22 protein-coding genes and 3 tRNA genes are annotated in these 20529 nt (G+C 72.1%); 7 read left to right on the top strand and 18 right to left on the bottom strand.

The window, feature by feature from the left end; genetic code table 11:
- Positions 1 to 43: 43 nt before the first annotated feature.
- From ACFV88_RS34215 to ACFV88_RS34180, 8 genes are all read right to left on the bottom strand, one after another.
- Complete coding sequence (locus ACFV88_RS34215) at positions 44 to 1099, bottom strand: UDP-N-acetylmuramate dehydrogenase (RefSeq protein ID WP_385496053.1); 1056 nt, start codon at positions 1097 to 1099, stop codon at positions 44 to 46.
- A gap of 68 nt (positions 1100 to 1167) precedes the next feature.
- A complete protein-coding gene (locus ACFV88_RS34210) occupies positions 1168 to 2613 on the bottom strand; it encodes an MFS transporter (RefSeq protein ID WP_385496052.1) in 1446 nt (481 codons plus the stop codon).
- Positions 2614 to 2780: 167 nt separating this feature from the next.
- Positions 2781 to 3353, bottom strand: coding sequence for a TetR/AcrR family transcriptional regulator (locus ACFV88_RS34205; RefSeq protein WP_385496051.1), 573 nt, complete (start codon positions 3351 to 3353; stop codon positions 2781 to 2783).
- A gap of 119 nt (positions 3354 to 3472) precedes the next feature.
- The gene (locus ACFV88_RS34200; RefSeq protein ID WP_385496050.1) at positions 3473 to 3910 is read right to left on the bottom strand and encodes a MaoC family dehydratase; all 438 of its coding nucleotides are present in this window, start codon (positions 3908 to 3910) and stop codon (positions 3473 to 3475) included.
- A gap of 2 nt (positions 3911 to 3912) precedes the next feature.
- Positions 3913 to 4365 (bottom strand): MaoC family dehydratase N-terminal domain-containing protein, encoded by a 453-nt coding sequence (locus ACFV88_RS34195; RefSeq protein ID WP_385496049.1) that lies wholly within the window; start codon positions 4363 to 4365, stop codon positions 3913 to 3915.
- Positions 4366 to 4493: 128 nt separating this feature from the next.
- Complete coding sequence (gene rpmG, locus ACFV88_RS34190; RefSeq protein ID WP_003948671.1) at positions 4494 to 4658, bottom strand: 50S ribosomal protein L33; 165 nt, start codon at positions 4656 to 4658, stop codon at positions 4494 to 4496.
- Positions 4659 to 4748: 90 nt separating this feature from the next.
- Positions 4749 to 4821 (bottom strand) — tRNA-Met (locus ACFV88_RS34185).
- 49 nt (positions 4822 to 4870) lie between these two features.
- Positions 4871 to 4943: transfer RNA gene (locus ACFV88_RS34180), tRNA-Thr, on the bottom strand.
- 378 nt (positions 4944 to 5321) lie between these two features.
- Here ACFV88_RS34180 and ACFV88_RS34175 point away from each other — a divergent pair.
- Both ACFV88_RS34175 and ACFV88_RS34170 read left to right on the top strand, forming a co-directional pair.
- On the top strand, positions 5322 to 6587 hold the full coding sequence (locus tag ACFV88_RS34175) for an amidohydrolase family protein (RefSeq protein WP_385496048.1): 1266 nt from the start codon (positions 5322 to 5324) through the stop codon (positions 6585 to 6587).
- Between the two features lie 108 nt (positions 6588 to 6695).
- Complete coding sequence (locus ACFV88_RS34170) at positions 6696 to 7352, top strand: NAD(P)H-binding protein (RefSeq protein WP_385496047.1); 657 nt, start codon at positions 6696 to 6698, stop codon at positions 7350 to 7352.
- 111 nt (positions 7353 to 7463) lie between these two features.
- On the opposite strand, the gene ACFV88_RS34165 is transcribed toward ACFV88_RS34170, so the two are convergent.
- Positions 7464 to 7676 (bottom strand): hypothetical protein, encoded by a 213-nt coding sequence (locus ACFV88_RS34165; protein WP_385496046.1) that lies wholly within the window; start codon positions 7674 to 7676, stop codon positions 7464 to 7466.
- Positions 7677 to 8080: 404 nt separating this feature from the next.
- Between ACFV88_RS34165 and ACFV88_RS34160 the strand changes: the two genes are divergently transcribed.
- From ACFV88_RS34160 to ACFV88_RS34150, 3 genes are all read left to right on the top strand, one after another.
- The gene (locus tag ACFV88_RS34160; RefSeq protein WP_385496045.1) at positions 8081 to 8740 is read left to right on the top strand and encodes a DUF4360 domain-containing protein; all 660 of its coding nucleotides are present in this window, start codon (positions 8081 to 8083) and stop codon (positions 8738 to 8740) included.
- Between the two features lie 262 nt (positions 8741 to 9002).
- A complete protein-coding gene (locus ACFV88_RS34155) occupies positions 9003 to 9662 on the top strand; it encodes a DUF4360 domain-containing protein (protein WP_385496044.1) in 660 nt (219 codons plus the stop codon).
- Positions 9663 to 9850: 188 nt separating this feature from the next.
- Complete coding sequence (locus tag ACFV88_RS34150) at positions 9851 to 10321, top strand: hypothetical protein (protein ID WP_385496043.1); 471 nt, start codon at positions 9851 to 9853, stop codon at positions 10319 to 10321.
- Between the two features lie 118 nt (positions 10322 to 10439).
- Here the strand turns inward: ACFV88_RS34150 and ACFV88_RS34145 are convergent.
- Positions 10440 to 10521, bottom strand: a tRNA-Tyr gene (locus tag ACFV88_RS34145).
- A 187-nt stretch (positions 10522 to 10708) separates the two neighbouring features.
- Between ACFV88_RS34145 and ACFV88_RS34140 the strand changes: the two genes are divergently transcribed.
- A complete protein-coding gene (locus ACFV88_RS34140) occupies positions 10709 to 11197 on the top strand; it encodes a YajQ family cyclic di-GMP-binding protein (protein WP_385496041.1) in 489 nt (162 codons plus the stop codon).
- 158 nt (positions 11198 to 11355) lie between these two features.
- Positions 11356 to 11814: an NUDIX domain-containing protein gene (locus ACFV88_RS34135; RefSeq protein ID WP_385496040.1), complete on the top strand. Its 459-nt coding sequence runs from the start codon at positions 11356 to 11358 to the stop codon at positions 11812 to 11814.
- Positions 11815 to 11886: 72 nt separating this feature from the next.
- On the opposite strand, the gene ACFV88_RS34130 is transcribed toward ACFV88_RS34135, so the two are convergent.
- From ACFV88_RS34130 to ACFV88_RS34095, 8 genes are all read right to left on the bottom strand, one after another.
- Positions 11887 to 12282 (bottom strand): YccF domain-containing protein, encoded by a 396-nt coding sequence (locus ACFV88_RS34130; protein ID WP_385496039.1) that lies wholly within the window; start codon positions 12280 to 12282, stop codon positions 11887 to 11889.
- Positions 12279 to 13142 (bottom strand): zinc metalloprotease HtpX, encoded by an 864-nt coding sequence (htpX, locus tag ACFV88_RS34125; protein WP_385496038.1) that lies wholly within the window; start codon positions 13140 to 13142, stop codon positions 12279 to 12281. The genes ACFV88_RS34130 and htpX overlap by 4 nt, the downstream gene beginning before the upstream one ends.
- Before the next feature lie 273 nt (positions 13143 to 13415).
- Positions 13416 to 15134 carry an NADH-quinone oxidoreductase subunit N gene (locus ACFV88_RS34120; RefSeq protein ID WP_385496037.1) on the bottom strand — a complete coding sequence of 573 codons (1719 nt, stop codon included), beginning with the start codon at positions 15132 to 15134 and terminating at the stop codon, positions 13416 to 13418.
- Positions 15131 to 16741: a NuoM family protein gene (locus ACFV88_RS34115; RefSeq protein WP_385496036.1), complete on the bottom strand. Its 1611-nt coding sequence runs from the start codon at positions 16739 to 16741 to the stop codon at positions 15131 to 15133. The genes ACFV88_RS34120 and ACFV88_RS34115 overlap by 4 nt, the downstream gene beginning before the upstream one ends.
- A 6-nt stretch (positions 16742 to 16747) precedes the next feature.
- Positions 16748 to 18739 carry an NADH-quinone oxidoreductase subunit L gene (locus ACFV88_RS34110; RefSeq protein ID WP_385496035.1) on the bottom strand — a complete coding sequence of 664 codons (1992 nt, stop codon included), beginning with the start codon at positions 18737 to 18739 and terminating at the stop codon, positions 16748 to 16750.
- Positions 18736 to 19137 (bottom strand): NADH-quinone oxidoreductase subunit NuoK, encoded by a 402-nt coding sequence (gene nuoK, locus ACFV88_RS34105; protein ID WP_385496034.1) that lies wholly within the window; start codon positions 19135 to 19137, stop codon positions 18736 to 18738. The genes ACFV88_RS34110 and nuoK overlap by 4 nt, the downstream gene beginning before the upstream one ends.
- Positions 19137 to 19832 (bottom strand): NADH-quinone oxidoreductase subunit J, encoded by a 696-nt coding sequence (locus tag ACFV88_RS34100; RefSeq protein ID WP_385496033.1) that lies wholly within the window; start codon positions 19830 to 19832, stop codon positions 19137 to 19139. Before ACFV88_RS34100 ends, nuoK begins: the two co-directional genes overlap by 1 nt.
- The gene (locus ACFV88_RS34095; RefSeq protein ID WP_385496032.1) at positions 19829 to 20527 is read right to left on the bottom strand and encodes a NuoI/complex I 23 kDa subunit family protein; all 699 of its coding nucleotides are present in this window, start codon (positions 20525 to 20527) and stop codon (positions 19829 to 19831) included. Before ACFV88_RS34095 ends, ACFV88_RS34100 begins: the two co-directional genes overlap by 4 nt.
- Positions 20528 to 20529: the final 2 nt, after the last annotated feature.

Below are 20529 nucleotides of genomic sequence, written 5' to 3'. Positions count from 1 at the left end.
GCCCTCGACCGGGCCCGCACCTCCCGTTTCTGCGTGCGGGGAGCTAGAGCCGGACGCCGACCAGCACGGGTTCGTTGACCAGGGTGACGCCGAACGCGTCCCGGACCCCGGCGACCACCTCGCGGGCCAGCGTCAGCAGGTCCTCGGTGGTGGCCGCGCCCCGGTTGGTGAGGGCGAGGGTGTGCTTCCCGGAGATCCGGGCGGCGCCGCTCCCGTACCCCTTGGTGAAGCCGGCGCGGTCGATCAGCCAGGCCGCGGAGGTCTTGGTGCGGCCCTCGCCCGTCGGGAACGCGGGCGGGGCGGCGTCGGGGCCGAGTCGCTCGGCGACGCGCTCGCGGAAGGCGGCGAACTCGGCCGCGTCGAGGATCGGGTTGGTGAAGAACGATCCTGCGGACCAGGTGTCGTGGTCCTCGGGGTCCAGCACCATGCCCTTGCCCGCCCGCAGTTTGAGCACGGTCTCGCGGGCCCGCTCCAGCGGCACCCGGTCGCCGACCTCGACGCCGAGCACCCGGGCGGTCTCGCCGTACCGGATCGGCGCCGACAGTCCGTCCGCGTCCTCCAGGTCGAAGCGGACGCGCAGGACGACGTACCGGTCCGGCTCGGCCTTGAAGCGGCTGTGCCGGTAGGAGAACCCGCACTCCTCGCCGGTGAGGGTGACCGTCTCGCGGGCGCGGCGGTCGTAGGCGACGACTTCGCTGATGACGGAGGCGACCTCCTGGCCGTAGGCGCCCACGTTCTGGATCGGGGTGGCGCCGACGGAGCCGGGGATGCCGGCCAGGCACTCGATCCCGGCGTGTCCCGCTTCCACCACCCGGGCCACGGCGTCGGTCCAGACCTCGCCCGCGGCGAGCTCCCACCGGGTGCCGTCCCGTTCGCAGCCGCGGGTCGCGATGCGCAGGGCGGTCCCCTCGAAGCCGCGGTCACCGATCACCAGGTTGCTGCCGCCGCCGATGAGGAGCAGCGGGGTGCCGGTGTCGTCGGCGGCCCGGACCGCGTCGACCACCTCGGCGTCCGTGGTCGCGGTGAGCAGCGTGGCGGCGGGCCCGCCGAGCCGGAACGTCGTCAGCGGGGCGAGCGGGGTGTCGTGGGTCTGGAGCACCCGACCAGACTACGGGGCGACGGGTGCGGTCCCCGGCCGTCGGCCGGGGACCGCAGGGTGTCGGGGGGTCAGGCCAGCACCTTGTCCTGCCCGGACGGGCCGGTGGCGTCGACCGGCTCGGTCTCGTCCGGGGCCTCGGCCGGGCGGCGCGGGATGATGAGCACGGCGATCGCTGCCAGGGCCACCGCGCCGGACCCGAGCCACAGTGCGGGGACGAGTCCGTCGACGAACCGCTGTCCGCTCTCGTAGCCGCCCCGGGCGGAGAAGACCGAGGCCAGCACGGCGACGCCGAGCGCTCCGCCGAGTTCCCGCAGTGCGTTGTTGGCGCCGGAGGCGATGCCCCGCTCCTCGACGCGCACGCTGGACATCACCAGGTGCGCGGCGGGCGCGAAGTACATGGCCATGCCGACCCCGCCGACGATCAGGGCGGGCAGGTGCGCCGCGTAGGAGGCGTCCGGGCCGACGGCGAACGCGAACAGGGCGAGTCCGACGGCCTGGAGGAAGAGTCCGGTGGCGACGACGGGACGTCCCCCGATCCGGTCGGAGAGGTACCCGGCGATCGGTGCGACGAACAGCGGCATCGCGGTCCACGGCAGCATGCGCAGGCCCGTCTCGGTCGGCGAGTAGCCGCAGACCCCCTGGAAGTACTGGCTGAGCAGGAAGATGGAGCCGAACATCCCGAGGAACATCAGCAGGCTCGCGGCGTTGATGCCGGAGAACGCCCGGCTGCGGAAGAGGCGCATCGGCAGCATGGGGCGGTCGGTGCGCTGCTCGTAGCGGACGAAGGCGATGAGCAGCACCGTTCCGGAGATCAGCCCGGTGAGGACGGCCGGGTCGGTCCAGCTGTGCGAGTTGACGGTGACGAGCGAGTAGACGATCCCGAAGAGGCCGAGGCTGGCGAGCAGGGTGCCGGGGATGTCGATGCGGGCGCCGGGTGCGTAGGACTCGGCCAGCCGCATCCGGGACAGCGGCAGCAAGGCGAGGCCGATCGGGACGTTCAGCCAGAAGATCCACTGCCAGGCAACGTGTTCGGTGAGTCCGCCGCCCACCAACGGGCCGAGTGCGACGGCGAGCCCGTTGACCGCGCCCCACACCCCGAGCGCCATGCCGCGGCGGGCCACCGGGACGGCGGCGATGAGCAGGGTCAGGGTGAGCGGCATCATGATCGCGGCGCCGATGCCCTGGACGGCTCGGGCGCCGATGAGCGAGTCGATGCCGGGGGCGAGGGCCGCGGCGGCGGAGGCCCCGGTGAAGACGGTGAGCCCGACGATGAACAGCCGGCGTCGTCCGAAGCGGTCGCCGAGCGCGGCGCCGAGCATCAGGAGCACGGCGAAGGTCAGCGTGTAGGCGCTGACGGTCCACTCCAGCTCTTCGAGCCCGCCGCCGAGGTCCTCGCGGATCGAGGGCAGTGCGGTGGTGACGACGAGGTTGTCGAGCGCCGCCATGAACCCGGCGGTGCTGGTGATCACGAGCGTCCACACGGTGCCGCCGCGCCGGGCGGTCTGCTGGTCCATTGGTCTCCCCTGGTTCCTCTGTACCCATGTGTCGGTGTGGGTGTCGGTCTGACATTGATCGGGTAGTTATTGATCACTAATTTCTCTGGACGGAGGCGTGCCGCCCCTCCCCCCAGAGGGCCCGCGCCGACTCCCCCGACCGCGCACGCCGGGGCGGTCGGCGCGGATCAGTCGGTGGACCCCTCCGGACCGCTGGGCGGAACGTGCAGGCCGTCCCAGATCCGGTGGTCGGGCGGGAAGCCCATCAGGGCCACGGAGTTGATCAGGGTGCCGTGCGCCATGAAGTGCGTGACGCTCTGCCCCGCGGAGTCGCCGAGCAGTGTGCTGACGGTGTCCCAGAGGCCCATCCAGCCCTCGCGGACCGCCTCACCGAACTCCGTGTCCCCCTCCGCCTCGGCCGCACCGACCGAGACGTAGATCTGCATGATCATGTGGAGCTGTTCCGGATCGTCCGTGATCAGCCGGTAGTACTCGGCGGCCATCGCCTTGAGCGCGGCATCGCCCTCCAGCCCCTCGGCGGCGACCTCGAAGCGGCGCTTGACGTTCGCCATGCACCGCATGGCCGCCGCACGGAAGATCGCCTTCTTGCCGGGGAAGAGCCGGAAGAGGTACGGCTGCGAGACGCCCACCCGCTTGGCGATCGCCTCCGTGGAGGTGCCGAAGTAGCCGCCCCGGGAGAACTCGGTGACGGCCGCCGCGATGACGGCCTCGCGGCGTTCTTCTGCGCTCATCCTGACCATGGAGGGGAAGTTAGTACTCAATCACTAAGTTGGCAAGCGGGGTGCGGGGGTGCATGCGGAACAGGTCCGGGCCGCCGTCCGGGAGGGGACGGCGGCCCGGGGTGCCGGGGGTGCGCCGGTCAGGGCAGGCGCACGACCGCGCGGGACATGCCGAGGACCTTCAGGCCCGCGGAGGTGGCGGTGAGGTCGACGCGGACCAGGCCGTCGTCCAGTTTGGCACCCACCTTGGCGCTGACCTCGATGGTCGCGCCCTCGTCGTCGTCGGGGACGACGACCGGCTTGGTGAAGCGGACGCCGTACTCGACGACCGCGCCCGGGTCCCCGGTCCAGTCGGTGACGACCCGGACCGCCTCGGCCATGGTGAACATGCCGTGCGCGATCACGTCCGGCAGGCCCACGCCCTTGGCGAAGCGCTCGTTCCAGTGGATCGGGTTGAAGTCGCCGGAGGCACCCGCGTAGCGCACGAGGGTGGCGCGGGTCACCGTGAAGGTGGCCGCGGGCAGTTCCGTACCGACCTCGACGTCCTCGTAGGACGGTGCCGTGGTGTTCGCCGTCATCGTCACGCCTCCTCGGCCGCGCGGGACACGAGCTTGGTCCAGGCGGTGACCACGTGCTCGCCGGTCTCGTCGTGGACCTCGCCCCGGATGTCCAGGATGTCGTTGCCCGCGAGGGACTTGATGCCCTCGATGGTGCTCGTGACCGTCAGCCGGTCCCCGGCCCGCACCGGCCGCCGGTAGGTGAAGCGCTGGTCGCCGTGGACGACCCGGCTGTAGTCGAGGCCGAGCTGAGGATCGGCGATGACCTGGCCGGCGGCCTTGAAGGTGATCGCGAAGACGAAGGTCGGCGGGGCGATCACGTCCGGGTGGCCGAGTGCCTTCGCTGCCTCGGGGTCGACGTACGCGGGGTGCGGGTCCCCGATCGCCTCCGCGAACTCCCGGATCTTCTCCCGGCCCACCTCGTACGGTTCGGTGGGCGGGTAGCTCCGCCCCACGAAGGACTGATCGAGCGCCATGGGCGCGGCACCTCCTGGTCTTCCGTCACACGGGCCGACCCCGTGGGCCGCACCGGTGAACCTGGGCTGGAAAACGCCGCGAGGCCGCCCCCGGAACGTGGGGACGGCCTCGCGAACGAGCCTGAAAACTATCGCGTTTCGCGATGCGCGGTGTGCGCATTGCAACGCGGGCAGTGCTTCTTCATCTCCAGTCGATCCGGGTTGTTACGCCGGTTCTTCTTGGTGATGTAGTTCCGCTCCTTGCACTCCACGCAGGCCAGCGTGATCTTCGGGCGGACGTCGGTGGCAGCCACGTGAGTGCTCCTTGACGAACGGATTGAATGGCATTAACACAGGAAAGAGTAGCCGACTGAAGGACCGACCCCGCAATCGGCTACTGTTAGTAGCGGTGACCGGACTTGAACCGGTGACACAGCGATTATGAGCCGCTTGCTCTACCGACTGAGCTACACCGCTGTGATGCGCTGTGGAACCCCGCCCGAGAGCGGGGAACCTCACACACCAGAGCCCCAAAACGGAATCGAACCGTTGACCTTCTCCTTACCATGGAGACGCTCTGCCGACTGAGCTATTGGGGCGAGCGATGAAGACATTACACGGTCGCCCGCCGTTCGCCCAAATCCGTTTCCCGGCGCGCGCAAGAGGGCGGAGAGCCGTTTCCGCCGGGCCCACCACCGCCCCCAAAACGCGCGCCCCACCGGTCGCCCGACATCTCCCCCACCCCCTTGCCCACCGGCTCCCCCGCTGGTCACAGCCGTGCACGCACCGTCGCTCCGCCCTGCCGCGCCGGCGCCCGGCGAAGCGCCACAGCCGACGAAGGCGCACCGTCCGGGGCCGGTTTCACCGGGCGCACCACAATCAGTACGACTATTGCGCTCCTCCCCGGAGCTTTCCGGCTGCCACCCTAGGCTCGACTCACGCTGTGTGATCACGACGGCCGAGCACTCAGGAGAGCGATGCCCGACAGCCAGCCGCAGCAGCCGTCCGCCGGCTCTCCCCGGCCCTCCGGCGACGAGGGCGGCGCGGCCGACGGCACGGGACTGCTGCTGTGTGACGCCCGTCTCGCGGACGGCAGGACCGTGGACGTGCGGATCGTCGGCGGCCGGATCGAAGCCGTCGGCACCGCGGGCAGCCTCACCGCGTACGCCTCCACCCGGATCGACCTGGACGGGTACCTGCTGTTGCCGGCGCCCGCCGAACCCCACGCCCACGGGGACACCGCCCTGTCGGCCGACGCCGAGGGTCCCGTCTCGTACGACCCCCACGACGTCCAACGGCGGGCCACCGAAGCCGCGCTGCTCCAACTCGGCCACGGGGCGACGGCCCTGCGGACCCATGTGCGCATCGGGGACGTGCCCGGGCTGGGGGCGCTGGAGGGGGCGCTCCGGGCCCGGCGGGCCCTGCGGGGGCTGGCCGACCTGTCCGTGGTGGCGATGCCCCGCCTGCTGACCGGGGCGGCGGGCGCGGACGGGCTCGCCCTGCTGCGCGACGCGATCGGGATGGGGGCCTTGGTGGTGGGGGGCTGCCCGGACGTCGACCCCGACCCGCCGGGGTACGTCCAGACCGTGCTGGAACTCGCCGCGGAGTACGGGTGCGCCGTCGACCTCCACACCGACGGGGACGACCCCGCCCGGCTCGCCCGGCTCGCGGCGATGGCCGGGGGGCTGCGGCCCGCGGTCACCCTCGGACCCTGCGGCGGACTCGCGCGGCTGCCCGCGGAGGCGGCGGGGCGGGTCGCGGACCGGCTGGCGGCGGCCGGGGTCACGGTGGTCTGCCTGCCGCAGGGCGGCTGCGTGGGCGCGGAGCGCCGGGAGACGGCGCCGGTGCGGCTGCTGCGGGCCGCGGGGGTGCGGGTGGCGGCGGGGAGCGGGGCGCTGCGGGACGTGGGCAACCCGGTGGGGCGGGGGGACCCGTTGGAGGCCGCGTACCTGTTGGCCTCGCGGTACGGGGTGCGGCCCGAGGACGCGTACGCCACCGTGTGCGGGGCGGCCCGCGGGGTGCTCGGACTGCCCGAGGTGCGGGTGGAGGCCGGATTCCCCGCGGAGTTGCTCGCGGTGCGGGGGGAACGGCTGGGGGCGGTGCTGTCGTTGGGGTACAGCCGTGTCGTGGTGCACCGGGGGCGGGTGGTCGCCCGGACGAGTGCGGTGCGGGAGTACTGCGACTCGGCCGTGGCTGCGGCCCTGGACCTCCCCCGGCAGGGACGGCCGCCCGCCCGGGGCTGAACCGCGCGGCGGTCGGCGGTCGGCGGTGGATTGCAGATCGCGGGCCGTGGGTCGCGGGGCGCGGATCGCGGGCGTGCTCCGCGTGGGAGGTGGGCGTACCGTCGGGGTATGCGCATTGTCATTGCCGGAGGACACGGTCAGATCGCGTTGCGGCTGGAGCGGTTGCTCGCCCGACGGGGGGACGAGGCGGTGGGGCTCATCCGACGCGCCGAGCAGGCGGACGACCTGCGGGCGGCCGGTGCGGAGCCCGTCGTCTGCGACCTGGAGTCGGCCACCGTCGACGAGGTCGCCGCGCACCTCGCGGGGGCCGACGCGGCGGTGTTCGCCGCGGGCGCCGGCCCGGGCAGCGGCACCGCCCGCAAGGACACGGTGGACCGGGGCGCGGCGGTGCTCCTCGCGGATGCGGCCGAACGCGCCGGAGTCCGCCGCTTCGTGATCGTCTCCTCGCTGAGCGCGGACCCCGCGCACCCCGGCGACGAGGTGTTCGACGTGTACCTGCGGGCGAAGGGCGCGGCCGACGCCGAGGTGCGGTCCCGGCGCGGTCTGGACGTGACGGTCCTACGGCCCGGCCGGTTGACGGACGACGCCGGGACGGGGCTCGTCCGACTGGAGGCGTCGACCGGACGCGGCGCGGTGCCGCGGGACGATGTCGCCGCGGTCCTCGCGGAGTTGCTGGAGACCCCGGCGACGGCGGGGCTGACCCTGGACCTGATCTCGGGACAGGTGCCCGTGTCCGTCGCGGTGAAGGCCGTCGCCGGCAACTAGGGCCCCTGGCGGGCGGGGTGACGGAGCGTCACCCCGGTGCTCGGGGTGACGGCGCTGCGCTCGGCGGGGGCGTCGCCCGTCGGTGAGGCGTCCCCGTCGATGGGGGCGCGCTCAGAAGAGGGGGAGCTGTCCGGGGAACTCCGGGAGCGCATAGCCGTCCAGATGAGGTTGCGCCGCCCCGAGTGGGGCGTCTCGGCGCGAGCCCGGGCAGGACAGCAGGGAACCGGCACCGCGCGCCCCCGGCGGGTCGTGCCGGGCGAAGCGGCCCGCCACAACGGCGATTTCGCGGCGACACTCGGGGCAGGTTCTGCGGCGCGAGGACATCCCACCAGTGTGCCCCGGACCACCGACAACAGCGCCCGGCACACCCGTGCGTCATGTGCCCCCGAAGGCTGCGCGACGGCTCCCCCGAGGGCCGATGTTGGCCGAGATCCGCCGCCGGGCCGGTGCGGGCGGATTCCCCTCGCCCTCGCGTTTGCGCAGATGGGGGTCGTCGGCCTGACTCACGGTCAATGGTTGACATGTGCACGACTCACGTGGTTCTCACTTCCTCATACGGCTCCAATGCCCGGTGTGCATGCTGCGTGCCGCACACCCCCGAGGCCGACGTCGACGCGCCGGCCCGGCCGACCGTCCCGTGCCCAGCGGGCGGTCACGACCACCCCCCACCCGCGCGGCGGCGCACGCTCCACGCGCCGTCGCGGGGCCAGGCATTGGACAGGAGAACCATGGCTCGTGCTCTGCTCGCCTCCGGTGTGGCGGCTGCCGCGCTCCTCGTGGCGGCGCTGCCCGCCCAAGGCGCCAGCGCATCCGTTTCGACCATCGAGGCCCCCCCGGACAAGATCGTGATCGAGGTCGCGACGGTCAACGGCTCGGGGTGTCCGGCGGGCACCGCCGCCGTCGCCGTGTCGCCCGACAACACGGCCTTCACGGTGACGTACAGCGACTACCTGGCCAAGGTCGGAGGCACCTCGCTCCCGACGGACTTCCGGAAGAACTGTCAGCTCAACCTGATCGTGCACGTGCCGCACGGGTTCACCTACGCGATCATGAGCACCGACTACCGCGGCTTCGCCTCCCTGGAGCCCGGATCGTCCGGCGTCGAGAAGGCCTCGTACTACTTCCAGGGCTCGCCGGCCACCGCGTTCCGTACGCACACCTTCTACGGTCCCCTCGTCGAGGACTGGCAGGCGACCGACACCACGGAGTGGCCGAACCTCGTCTGGGCGCCGTGCGGGGTCAAGCGCAACCTCAACATCAACACCGAACTGCGCGTGAACGCGGGCACGTCGGACCGCACCAAGACCAGCTTCATGACCATGGACTCGACGGACGGCAACCTCGACACCGTCTACCACCTGGCGTGGCGGGAGTGCCCCGCGCCGTGACCCCGGTGTCCCCGTCACGGACCGTCCCGGGACGCGTCGGCCCCTGACGGAACCGCCCGACCCCGGTGCCCTCCCGCCCGTGCGGGAGGCACCCGCCCGGGGCCGGGCGACCCGGGCCCGCCGCAACGGACCCCGTTCGGCGACCACCCGCCCCCAGCTCTTCCGCCCGACCGGTCGCCCCCTGCGGACGGCCGCCCCCCACCCACCGACCGCGGCACCGCACCGGCGCCGCGGCGGTCCTCACGCAACGGACAGGAGAACCATGGTTCGCGGATTGCTCGTCTCCAGCGCGGTCGCCGCACTCTTCGCCGCGGTCATCCCCGCGCAGAGCGCCACCGCCCAGGTCGCCACCGCCAGTAGCCCGCCCCCGGGCAAGGTCACCGTGGACGTCGTCACCGTCAACGGCTCCGGCTGCCGGGCCGGAACGGCGGCCGTCGCCACCTCGCTCGACAACACCGCCTTCACCGTCACCTACAGTGACTACCTCGCCAACGCGGGCGGCACCTCGTCGCCGACCGCGTTCCGGAAGAACTGTCAGCTCGGCCTGCTCGTGCACGTCCCGCAGGGCTTCACCTACGCCATCAGCAGCGCCGACTACCGCGGGTTCGCGTCGCTCGAAGCCGGGGTGACGGGCGTCGAGAAGGCGTCGTACTACTTCCAGGGCTCGTCCAACACCGCAGCCCGGACCCACACCTTCCACGGCCCGATGGCGGAGGACTGGCAGGCCACGGACTCGACCGACTGGGCGCAACTGGTGTGGGCGCCCTGCGGAGTGAAGCGCAGCGTCAACGTCAACACGGAGCTGCGGGTGCTGCTCGGCGACTCCGACCCGGGCAAGACCAGCTTCATGACGATGGACTCCACGGACGGCAGCATCTCCACCGTCTACCACCTGGCGTGGAAGGAGTGCCCGGCCGCCTGAGCCGGGCGCCCACCGGCCGCTGACGCCTGCCCGGCGCCCGGCCGCTCATGGACGTCGTCGGCCCACGGGTGAGCGGGTCGGCGGCCACCGGGAGGGTTCCGCCACGCCTTGGTCACGGCGGGGCGGGGCCCTCCCTTGCCGTGTGCGCACGGCTACCCGGACGGGCGGCCCGCGTCTAGGCTGCTTCGATGCGGATCCCTTCCGTCACCGTCGTCCACCACGTCGTCCAGTGCCTGTCGACGCACGGCATGGAGCCGGCGCTGGGCGGGTCGGGCCTGCTCGTCGCACTGGGACTCGCCGACACCGCCCACGACTGGGACCTGACCGTCGACTCCCCGGGCGATGTGGTGCGCGAGGCGCTGGACGACGGCGGGTTCTCGTTCCTGGACGCGACCGGTGGTGATCCGGTGTACGCGACCCACCGGCGGTACCTCATCGACGGCGGCGACCATTCCATCGACTTGCTGGTGGGATTCGCCCTCCGGACCGCGGACGAGGTCGTGCCCCTGCCCTCACGGGTCACCGGATCGTGGAGCGGGCTGCCGCTGGCTGATCCGAAGGTGTGGGAGCGGGCGTACGTCCTGCTGGGGCGGCATCACAAGGCAGCGTTGCTGCGGCAGTGGCTGCACGAGGGGCTCCGCGCCGGATCGGGCAACTGACCGCACGGACCGCCTCCACGCGAACGCGTAGAGCACCGGAGGTCCTGCCTTCCCCCGGACACGAAAGAACCCCCTGACCTGCTGTATCAGCGTGGTCAGGGGGTTCCTTACCCAAGTGTGGCGGCGCCAGGATTCGAACCTGGGAAGGCTGAGCCGGCAGATTTACAGTCTGCTCCCTTTGGCCGCTCGGGCACACCGCCTGGGTTGCTGCTGGAGATCAGCTTGACCGCTGGACTCTCCGGCAACGACGTAAACGATACCCGATGTGCGGGGGTGCTCCGCCACTCGATTGAGCGGCACCCGACGCGCGGCGGTGGCTAGGCTTTGCGGATGCGGTCAGGGATTCGTGGCCGCTCCCACGCAACCCGATCCAAGGAGCCACAGCACATGGCCGACTCCAGTTTCGACATCGTCTCGAAGGTCGAGCGGCAGGAGGTCGACAACGCCCTCAACCAGGCGGCGAAGGAGATCTCACAGCGCTACGACTTCCGTAACGTCGGCGCGTCGATCGCCTGGTCCGGCGAGAAGATCCTGATGCAGGCCAACTCCGAGGAGCGCGTGAACGCGATCCTCGACGTCTTCCAGACCAAGCTGGTCAAGCGCGGCATCTCGCTGAAGGCGCTCGACACCGGCGAGCCGCAGCTCTCCGGCAAGGAGTACAAGCTCTTCGGCTCCATCGAGGAGGGGATCTCCCAGGAGAACGCGAAGAAGGTCGCGAAGATCATCCGGGACGAGGGCCCCAAGGGCATCAAGGCCCAGGTGCAGGGCGACGAGCTGCGGGTCAGCTCGAAGAGCCGTGACGACCTCCAGGCCGTCATCTCCCTCCTGAAGTGCCAGGAGTTCGACTTCGCGCTCCAGTTCGTGAACTACCGGTGATCGGGGTCCACGACCTGCACGACGCTCCCGGGTGAGCCCTGCGGGGCCGGTGGGGCACGACGGGGGCGCGTCGCCGAGCACCGTCTCGGCCGGCGCGCCCCCGGTCGGCGTGAGCGCCGGCCGTGGCCGGTGGCCGACGCCCTGGCAGGAGGCATGACGTGAAGCGACTGATCGCCCGGCTGTGGCGCAGCATCCGTGGCCCGGTGCAGTGGCGGCTGATGTGGATCGCGCAGGCGAAGTTCATGGTCGGTGTGACCGGTGTCGTGCGCGATGACGCGGGGCGCGTCCTGCTGCTGCGCCACCGCATGTGGCCCGAGGGGCGGCAGTGGGGTCTGCCCACGGGCTACGCCCTCAAGGGCGAGGAGTTCAGCGCCACCGTCGTGCGGGAGGTGCGCGAGGAGACCGGGCTGGACGTCCGGACCGGCCGGCTGGTCCGACTCAGGAGCGGTTACCGGCTCCGCATCGAAGTGGCGTACGAGGCCACCCTGGTCGGCGGCGATCTCACGATCGACCCGTTCGAGATCCTGGAGGCGCAGTGGTTCTCCCCGGACGCACTGCCAAAGGGCCTCCAGGAGTCGCACCGGCCCCTGATCCTGGGGCGGTCGACCCCCGACTGACCGGGGCCCTGCTCGCCGGCGTCCCGTGAGCGCGGGTGAGGCGCGCGGTGGACTCCACCGCGCGGGACGTCGTCACCAGCGGCCGACGAAGGGCTGGTCGGTGTCGACGATCTCCTTGCCGAGCGGCATCAGGGACACCGGTATCAGCTTGAAGTTGGCTATGCCCAGGGGGATGCCGATGATCGTGAGGCACTGGGCGATGCCCGTGACGATGTGCGTCAGGGCCAGCCACCAGCCCGCGAGGACGAGCCACAGCACGTTGCCCACGCAGGACGGGGCGCCCGCGTCCGGACGTTCCACCACCCGGTGGCCGAAGGGCCACAGGGCGTAGACGCCGATGCGGAGCGCGGCGACCGCGAAGGGTATGCCGATGATGGTGATGAAGAGGAGGCACGCCGCCAGCAGATAGCCGAGGAACAGCCAGAATCCGCTGAAGACCAGCCAAATGACGTTCAGGATTGTTTTCACTGGTGTCGACCTGCCATCTGTTCGAGACGGGCGATGCGCTCTGCCATCGGCGGGTGCGTGGAAAACATCTTGGAGAGGCCCTGGCCCGGGCGGAACGGGTTGGCGATCATCATGTGACTCGCCGTCTCGATGCGCGGCTCGGGCGGCAGCGGCAGCTGCTTGGTGCCGGCGTCCAGCTTGCGCAGGGCGCTCGCGAGGGCCAGCGGGTCACCGGTCAGCTGGGCCCCGGACGCGTCCGCCTCGTACTCCCGGGAGCGGCTGATGGCGAGTTTGATCACGGACGCGGCCAGCGGGCCCAGGATCATGATCAGCAGCCAGCCGAGGATGCCGGGGCCCTCGTCGTTGTCGGAGCGGCCGATCGGGATCAGCCAGGCGAAGTTGACGAGGAACATGATCACCGAAGCGAGTGCGCCGGCGACCGACGAGATGAGGATGTCCCGGTTGTAGACGTGGCTCAGCTCGTGGCCGATCACCCCGCGCAGCTCGCGTTCGTCGAGGATGCGCAGGATGCCCTCGGTGCAGCACACGGCGGCGTTGCGTGGGTTGCGGCCGGTCGCGAAGGCGTTGGGGGCCTCGGTGGGCGAGATGTAGAGCCGGGGCATGGGCTGACGGGCCTGCGTGGACAGCTCACGGACCATGCGGTAGAGCGCGGGGGCCTCGAACTCGCTGACCGGGCGGGCCCGCATCGCGCGCAGGGCCAGCTTGTCGCTGTTCCAGTACGCGTAGGCGTTGGTGCCCAGAGCGACGAACAGGGCGATGATCAGCCCCGTACGTCCGAAGAGGCTGCCGATGACGATGATGAGTGCCGACAGTCCTCCGAGGAGAACGGCGGTCTTCAGCCCGTTGTGCCGGCGGTGCACAGTAAGCCCTCCTGGTGTTACGGCAGGGGAACCCTCTGCTCCTTGGTGCTCTGTCGCGGTGGTGCGGTCGTGCGGTGGTGCCGGAGCTCCTCCACCGTCCAGTGGACCTTCCCTTACTGGTCAACGCCAGGCGAGCGGGACTAGTTCCCTGGTGCGCGGGCCGCGGCGTGTCGGCCGACCGGGTGACGGCACGACGGCGGCACCCCCCGCGGACGGGGGGTGCCGCCGTCGGACGGCGGGCCGGTTCCGGACCCGGTGGGCCCGCCCGGCCCGTCAGAACAGGACCGTGTCCGCGAAGCGCAGGACCAGCTGGGGGGCTCCGGACAAGGCGATGCCTAGGAGGGCCGTCAACGCGATCGCCGCGGCGATCGGGACCGGTACGGCGGCCACGGGGGACGTGCTCAGCGGGGCGGACGGGGCGGGCTCCGCGGTGACCGTGGCGGTCGTTGCTGTTGCGGCTGTCGTGGCGGCTGCGGCTGCTGCGGCTGCTCCGACGGCTGCGGGGACCTCGGCGGGCGGTGCGGGGGCTGCGGCGCTCCCGGTGGCCTCTGTGGCCTTGGTGGCCTCCGTGGCTTCGGGGGCCCGTTCCGGTGCCTGGAAGAGGAGCGCCGTCCAGCGGAGGTAGTAGTACAGGGCGATCACGACGTTGACGGCCATGACGACGGCGAGCCAGCCGAGGCCCGCGTCGACCACCGACGAGAACACGGTGACCTTGGCGAACAGGCCGATGATGCCCGGCGGAAGTCCGGCGAGGCAGAGCAGGAAGAACCCCAGCACCAGGGCGGTCAGCGGACGCTCGGCGTACAGCCCGCGGTAGTCGGTGAGGCGGTTGAGGGGCCTGGTACGGGCGACCAGCGCGGCGACGGCGAAGGCCCCGAGGTTCACGGCCGCGTACATCAGGGCGTACGCCACGGTGAAGCCCACGGCGCGCTGCGGGTCCTTCGCGTAGGCCGCGGCGGCGATCGGGACCAGCAGGTACCCGGCCTGCCCGACGGAGGACCAGGCCAGCAGGCGGACCGCGCTGAACGCGTGCGCGGAGCGCTGGCGCAGGGCCGCGGCGTTGCCGATCGTCATGGTGAGGGCGGCGAGCACGGCGAGCGCGGGGCCCCAGACGTCCGCGTACGGGGGGAACGCGATGACGGTGACGAGGATCAGCCCGGTGAAGCCGACGGCCTTGCCGATGACCGACAGGTAGGCGGCGACGGGCAGCGGTGCACCGACGTAGGTGTCGGGCACCCAGAAGTGGAACGGGACGGCGGCGGTCTTGAAGGCGAAGCCGATGAGCGTGAGGGCGACGCCGGTCTGGGCGAGCGTCGCGAACCGGCCGTCCACGTCCGCGAGCGCGTCGGCGATCTCCGTGAGGTACATGCTGCCGGTGGTCGCGTACACGAAGCTGGCGCCCATGAGGGTCACGGCGGTGGCGGTGACGGACGACAGGAAGAACTTCAGGGCCGCCTCGGAGGACATCCGGTCGCCGCGCCTCAGGCCCACCAGGGCGAACGCGGGCAGGGAGGCCACTTCGAGGGCGACGATCAGGGTGGTGAGGTCGCGCGCGGCGGGCAGCAGGGCGGCGCCGGCGGCGGAGGACAGCAGCAGGAACCAGTACTCGCCGTCGGGCAGCACCCGGCCGCCCGGACGGTCGGCGTCGTCGCTCAGCAGGGTGATCGAGAGCAGCACGGCCACCAGGGCGCCGCCGATGACCAGCAGTTGCACGGCCAGGGTGAACTGGTCGGCGGTGTAGCTGCACACGTCGGGGGCGGACTTGCGGCAGAACGTGGCGCGGTCGGCACCGACGAGCGGCAGCAGGGACAGCGCGGCGAGGGTGAGCGCGCCGGCGCTGGCCCAGCCGAGGAGGGCCTTGTGCCGCTCGGGCACGAACAGGTCCGCGACGAGGACGAGCAGCGCGGCGACCGCGGTGAGGGTGGGCGGCGCGATGGCGATCCAGTCGACGGACTGGACGAGGTTCCCGACGTCCGGGGCGGCGACGGTCACGACTTGCCTCCTGCGAGGAGCTGCTGCACGGCCGGATCGGTGAGGCCCAGCAGCAGTGCGGGCCAGAGTCCGGCGATCACGGTGAGGGCGACGAGCGGCGTCCAGGCCGCGTACTCGTGGCGGCGCACGTCGAGGAAGGCCCCGGCGTCCGGGGCGGCGGGGTCAGCTGGAACGGTCCCGGCGGGGGTCTTCGGGGTGCCCATGCAGATCCGGCGGACCACGATGAGCAGGTACGCGGCGGTGAGCAGGGTGCCGAGGCCGGCGAGGGCCACGAAGACCAGGTACGCGGGGCGGTTGAGGCCGGCCGCGGGGTCGAAGGCGCCGAACATCGCGAGCATCTCGCCCCAGAACCCGGCGAGCCCGGGCAGTCCCAGCGAGGCGACCGCGCCGAAGGCGAACAGCCCGCCGAAGCGGGGCGCGACGCCGTACAGGGCGGCCCCGGTGTCACCGGCGAGGGTGTCGAGGTCGGTGGTGCCGGTGCGGTCCTTGAGCGCGCCGACCAGGAAGAACAGCAGTCCCGTGATGAGTCCGTGGGCGATGTTCGCGAACAGGGCGCCGTTCACGCCGGTCGGCGTGAGGGTGGCGATGCCGAGCAGGACGAAGCCCATGTGCCCGACGGACGAGTAGGCGATCAGGCGTTTGAGGTCGCCGCCCGCTCCGGGCCGGGCGAGCGCCAGACAGGCCAGCGATCCGTAGATGATCCCGGCGACGGCGAACGCGGCGAAGTACGGGGCGATCGTGTGCATGCCGTCCGGGGTGATGGGCAGCAGGATGCGGACGAAGCCGTAGGTGCCCATCTTGAGCAGCACGCCCGCGAGCAGCACCGAGCCGACGGTCGGGGCCGCGGTGTGCGCGTCCGGCAGCCAGCTGTGCAGCGGCCACACCGGGGTCTTGACGGCGAGTCCGATGCCCACCGAGAGCACGGCGATGACCTGCACGGACGTACTGAGCGACCGGCCGTTGTCGGCGGCGAGCGCCACCATGTCGAAGGTGCCGGCCCGCAGCCCGATGAGGAGCAGGCCCAGCAGCATCACGACCGAACCGAGCAAGGTGTAGAGGATGAACTTCCAGGCGGCGGCCTTGCGGCCGGCGCCGCCCCAGCGGGCGATGAGGAAGTACATCGGGATGAGGACCATCTCGAAGGCGAGGAAGAACAGCAGCAGGTCGAGCACGGCGAAGGTCGCCAGGGTGCCGGCCTCCAGCACGAGCACCAGGGCGACGAACGCCTTCGGGGACGGGCCCGCGGGCGGCTTCGCGTAGCTGTACAGGGCGCACAGGAAGGTCAGCAGCGCGGTGAGGACCAGCAGCGGCAGCGAGATGCCGTCGACGCCGAGGTGGAGGCGGACGTCCAGTGCCGGGATCCAGCTGAGGTCCGTCGTGGCCTGCATCCTCGACGGGTCGTCGTGGTCGAAGCCCAGGGCGAGGACGAGCGCGGCGACGAGGACGGCACCGGTCACGGTGACGCCGTGGCGCAGGACGGCCTGGTCGGGCGAGGTGCCCCGCAGTCCGGGCGGGGCGGGCAGCAGGGCCGCCGCGGCGCCCAGCAGCGGAGCGACGACGACGAACGCCAGGAGGAACTGCATCACGGACTCGTTGATATCGATCACTGCGGCTCACGCTCCGACGGTGGCGACGAGGACGGCGGCGACCGCCAGGACGACGGTGCCGGCGAACAGCGCGCTCAGATAGGTCTGCGTGTTCCCCGTCTGGGCCCGCCGCGCGGCGGTGCCGAGCAGCCGGGGCAGGGCTCCCGCGCCCCGCACGTAGGTGTCGATGACCGCGCCGTCCAGGAAGCGCACCAGTCGGGCCGCCTCGATCACCGGGCGGACGAAGAGCACCCGGTAGACGGCGTCCAGGTGGAAGCCGTTCGCGGCGTGCCGGTGGAGCGGGCCGAGCAGGATCCGACCGGGGTCGGCCGGGTCGGGGTGTGCGGCCAGGTACCCGTACGCGCGCTCGTGGCTGGCGAGGGCTTCCTCCTCGACCAGCGAACCGTCCGCCTCGGGGTGGGCGACGACCGCGCCGATGGGGGCCCGGGGGACGCTGATGGTGTGCCGCCACGTGCCGTACACGAGGAGCCCGCCGATGAGGGCGGCGCCGGTGCCGAGCACGGAGGTGGTGAGGGTCGGGGTCAGGGACTGACCGCCGAGCCAGTCGGGCAGCACGCCGACGGCGAGGCCGAAGGCGAGCGAGGGGACGGCGAGCACCCACAGGACGGTGGTCATGGCCAGCGGCTGCCGGCCGTGGTCGGGGGCCTCGTCGCCCCGGCCCCGGAAGGCGAGCAGCCACAGCCGGGCCGCGTAGGCGGCGGTGAGCAGGGCGGTGAGCAGACCGGCGACCAGGACGGTCCATCCGGCGCCGGTGGGAACGCCCGCGGTGTCGCCGTGGGCGGCGTGCTCGGCGCCGACCAGCACGGCCTCCTTCGAGAAGAAGCCGCTGAAGGGCGGGATCGCCGCGAGGGCGAGCAGCGCCACGGTCATCGTCCAGTAGGCGTCCGGGATGCGGGATCGCAGATTCCGCATCCCGGACATGGCGGCGAGCGAGTTGGTGCCGGCGGCGTGGATGACCACCCCCGCGGCGAGGAACAGCAGCGCCTTGAACGCGCCGTGCGAGATGAGGTGGAAGACGGCGGCACCCGGGTCCGCGACGGCGAGCGCCCCGGTCATGTAGCCGAGCTGGCCGATGGTCGAGTACGCGAGGACGCGTTTGATGTCGTCCTGGGCGAGCGCGGCGAGCGCCGAGCCGAGCATCGTCACGGCGGCCATCACCGCGAGCACGACCAGGGCGGCGGCCGAGGCGGCGAAGACGGGCAGCAGCCGGGCGACGAAGTAGACGCCGGCGGCGACCATCGTCGCCGCGTGGATCAGCGCGGAGACGGGGGTGGGGCCGGCCATCGCGTCCGGCAGCCAGGTGTGCAGCGGGAACTGCGCCGACTTGCCCGCCACGCCCGCGAGCAGCAGCAACGCGATCACCGTGGGGTGGTCGAGGCCGCCCGACGCGACGGTGTGCAGGACGGTGGAGATCCGGAACGAGCCCGCGTCCGCGGCGAGCGCGAACAGTCCGATCAGGAAGGGGACGTCACCGAGCTTGGTGACGAGGAACGCCTTCAGCGAGGCGGCGCGGGCCTCGGGCGTCTCCCAGTAGTGGCCGACCAGGAAGTACGAGCAGATGCCCATGACCTCCCAGCCCACCAGCAGCACCATCAGGTCGCCCGAGTAGACGACCAGGAACATCGCGGCGGTGAACAGGGACACGAGCGCCGCGTACGAGGGGTAGCGGGGGTCGTGGCGCAGGTACGCCGTCGAGTAGACCTGCACGCAGGTGGCGACCACGCCGACGAGGACGGCGACGAGGGCGGCGAAGCCGTCGATGCGCAGCGCCAGGTCGATGGGGACCGAGCCGGTGGGGGTGAGTTGGGTGGCCGCCTCGATGGTCGCCCCGCCGCCCTGGCGCACGGCGACGAACACCGCGAGCACCAGTGCGGCCACGGTCGGCAGGATCGCCAGGGGGCGGACGAAGCCGGGCGCGGTGCGGCCGAGGAACAGTCCGGCGGCGGCACCGAGGAACGGCAGGACGGGGACGAGTACGGCGAGGGTCGTGGTGGTCACGCGGCGGCCTCTGTGGTGGGTGCCGTGGCGGGGGTCGCCCGGGCGCCGGGAACGTCCGGACCGCCGTCCGGTCCCGGTCCGTCCTCGGCGGTGTCGCGGAGCTTGTCGATGTCCGAGGTGCCGCGGTTGCGGTACACGGCGAGGACGATCGCGAGGCCGATGCCGATCTCAGCGGCGGCGATGGCGATGGTGAACAGGGTCAGCGCCTGTCCGGAGTGCAGGGTGTCGCGGGCAGCCTCGCTGAGCCAGACGTCGAAGGCGACGAGGTTCAGGTTGACGGCGTTGAGCATCAGCTCCACGGACATCAGCACCAGGATCGCGTTGCGGCGGGCCAGTACGCCGTACAGGCCGGTGCAGAAGAGGAGGACCGAGAGGACCACGGGGTAGGCGAGGTGCATCAGTCGTTCTCCGTCCGCTGCGCTGGGCCGGGGCGCGGTGCGGTGCCTGGACGCGGCGCGGTTCCTGGACGCTGTGTGCCCGGGGAGGTGCGGCGGGGGCGCGCGGTCTTGGCGGGTTGCTCCGGCGGCTTCTCCTTGCGGGAGAGGACGATCGCGCCGACCAGGGCGGCGAGCAGCAGCACCGACAGCGCCTCGAAGGGGAGCACCCAGTTCTGGAACAGGCTCGCGCCCATCACGTCGGTGGAGCCCTGGGCGGCACCGTCCAGTTCGAGGCGGGTGGTGCGGAACGCGTCCACCACCACCCAGACCAGGGCGGCGGCCGAGGCCACGGCGACCGCCAGGGCGACCCACCGGTTGCCCGAGTCGGCGTCCGGGGACGGTCCGATGGGCGCCCGGGTGAGCATCAGCCCGAACAGCAGCAGCACGACGACGGAGCCGACGTAGATGAGGACCTGTACCCAGGCGATGAACTCCGCGGTGAGCAGCAGGTACTCGACCGCGATTCCGCCGAGGGCGACCACCAGCCACAGCGCGGCGTGCACGAGCTGTTTGGTGGTGACGGTGATGACCGCGGCGCCGAGGGTGACCACGCCGACGAGGAGGAAGGCGATCTCGACGCCCGTCGGGGAGAGGAAGCCCGCGGTCTCGGCGGCGAGCGGAACGGGGTGCGCGGGAAGCGTCGTGAGGGGGGTCACCGGGGTCCCTCCTGCTCGGGAGCGGGGCCGTCACCGGAATCGGGGGCGGGGGACGGGGCGGGGGCGGGGCCCGGTGCTGCCGGGGGCTCGGCGCTCTCGGCGGCTTCGGCGGCCTGGGCGGCCTCAGCGGCCTCAGCGGCCTCAGCGGCCTCAGCGGCGATCTTCTCCGCCGTCTTGCGGGCGGCGGAGAGTTCCTTGGGCTCCTCGGCGGCCGGGTCCAGCGCGGGCGGCGCCGGAACCGTCCACATCCACTCGCGGAGCTTGTCCCGCTCGTGGGTCAGCTCGCGGATGTCGGTCTCGGCGTACTCGAACTCCGGCGACCAGAACAGCGCGTCGAAGGGGCACACCTCGATGCAGATGCCGCAGTACATGCACAGCGAGAAGTCGATGGCGAACCGGTCGAGCACGTTGCGACTGCGCTCACGGCCGCCGGGTGCGGCGGGCGGCACCGTCTCCTTGTGGGAGTCGATGTAGATGCACCAGTCGGGGCACTCGCGGGCGCACAGCATGCACACCGTGCAGTTCTCTTCGAACAGGCCGATGACGCCCCGGGTGCGGGGCGGCAGTTCGGGCTGGACGTCGGGGTAGCGCGCGGTGACCGACTTGCGGGTCATCGTCCGCAGGGTGACGGCCAGCCCCTTGGCCAGACCGGACCCGGGGAACTTGCGCGGGGTGCGCGCGGGCGACTCGGCCATGG

Source organism: Streptomyces sp. NPDC059816 (genome assembly GCF_042732055.1).
In the GTDB taxonomy this organism is placed as follows: Bacteria; Actinomycetota; Actinomycetes; order Streptomycetales; family Streptomycetaceae; genus Streptomyces.
This window is presented reverse-complemented; position numbering and strand designations above follow the sequence as displayed.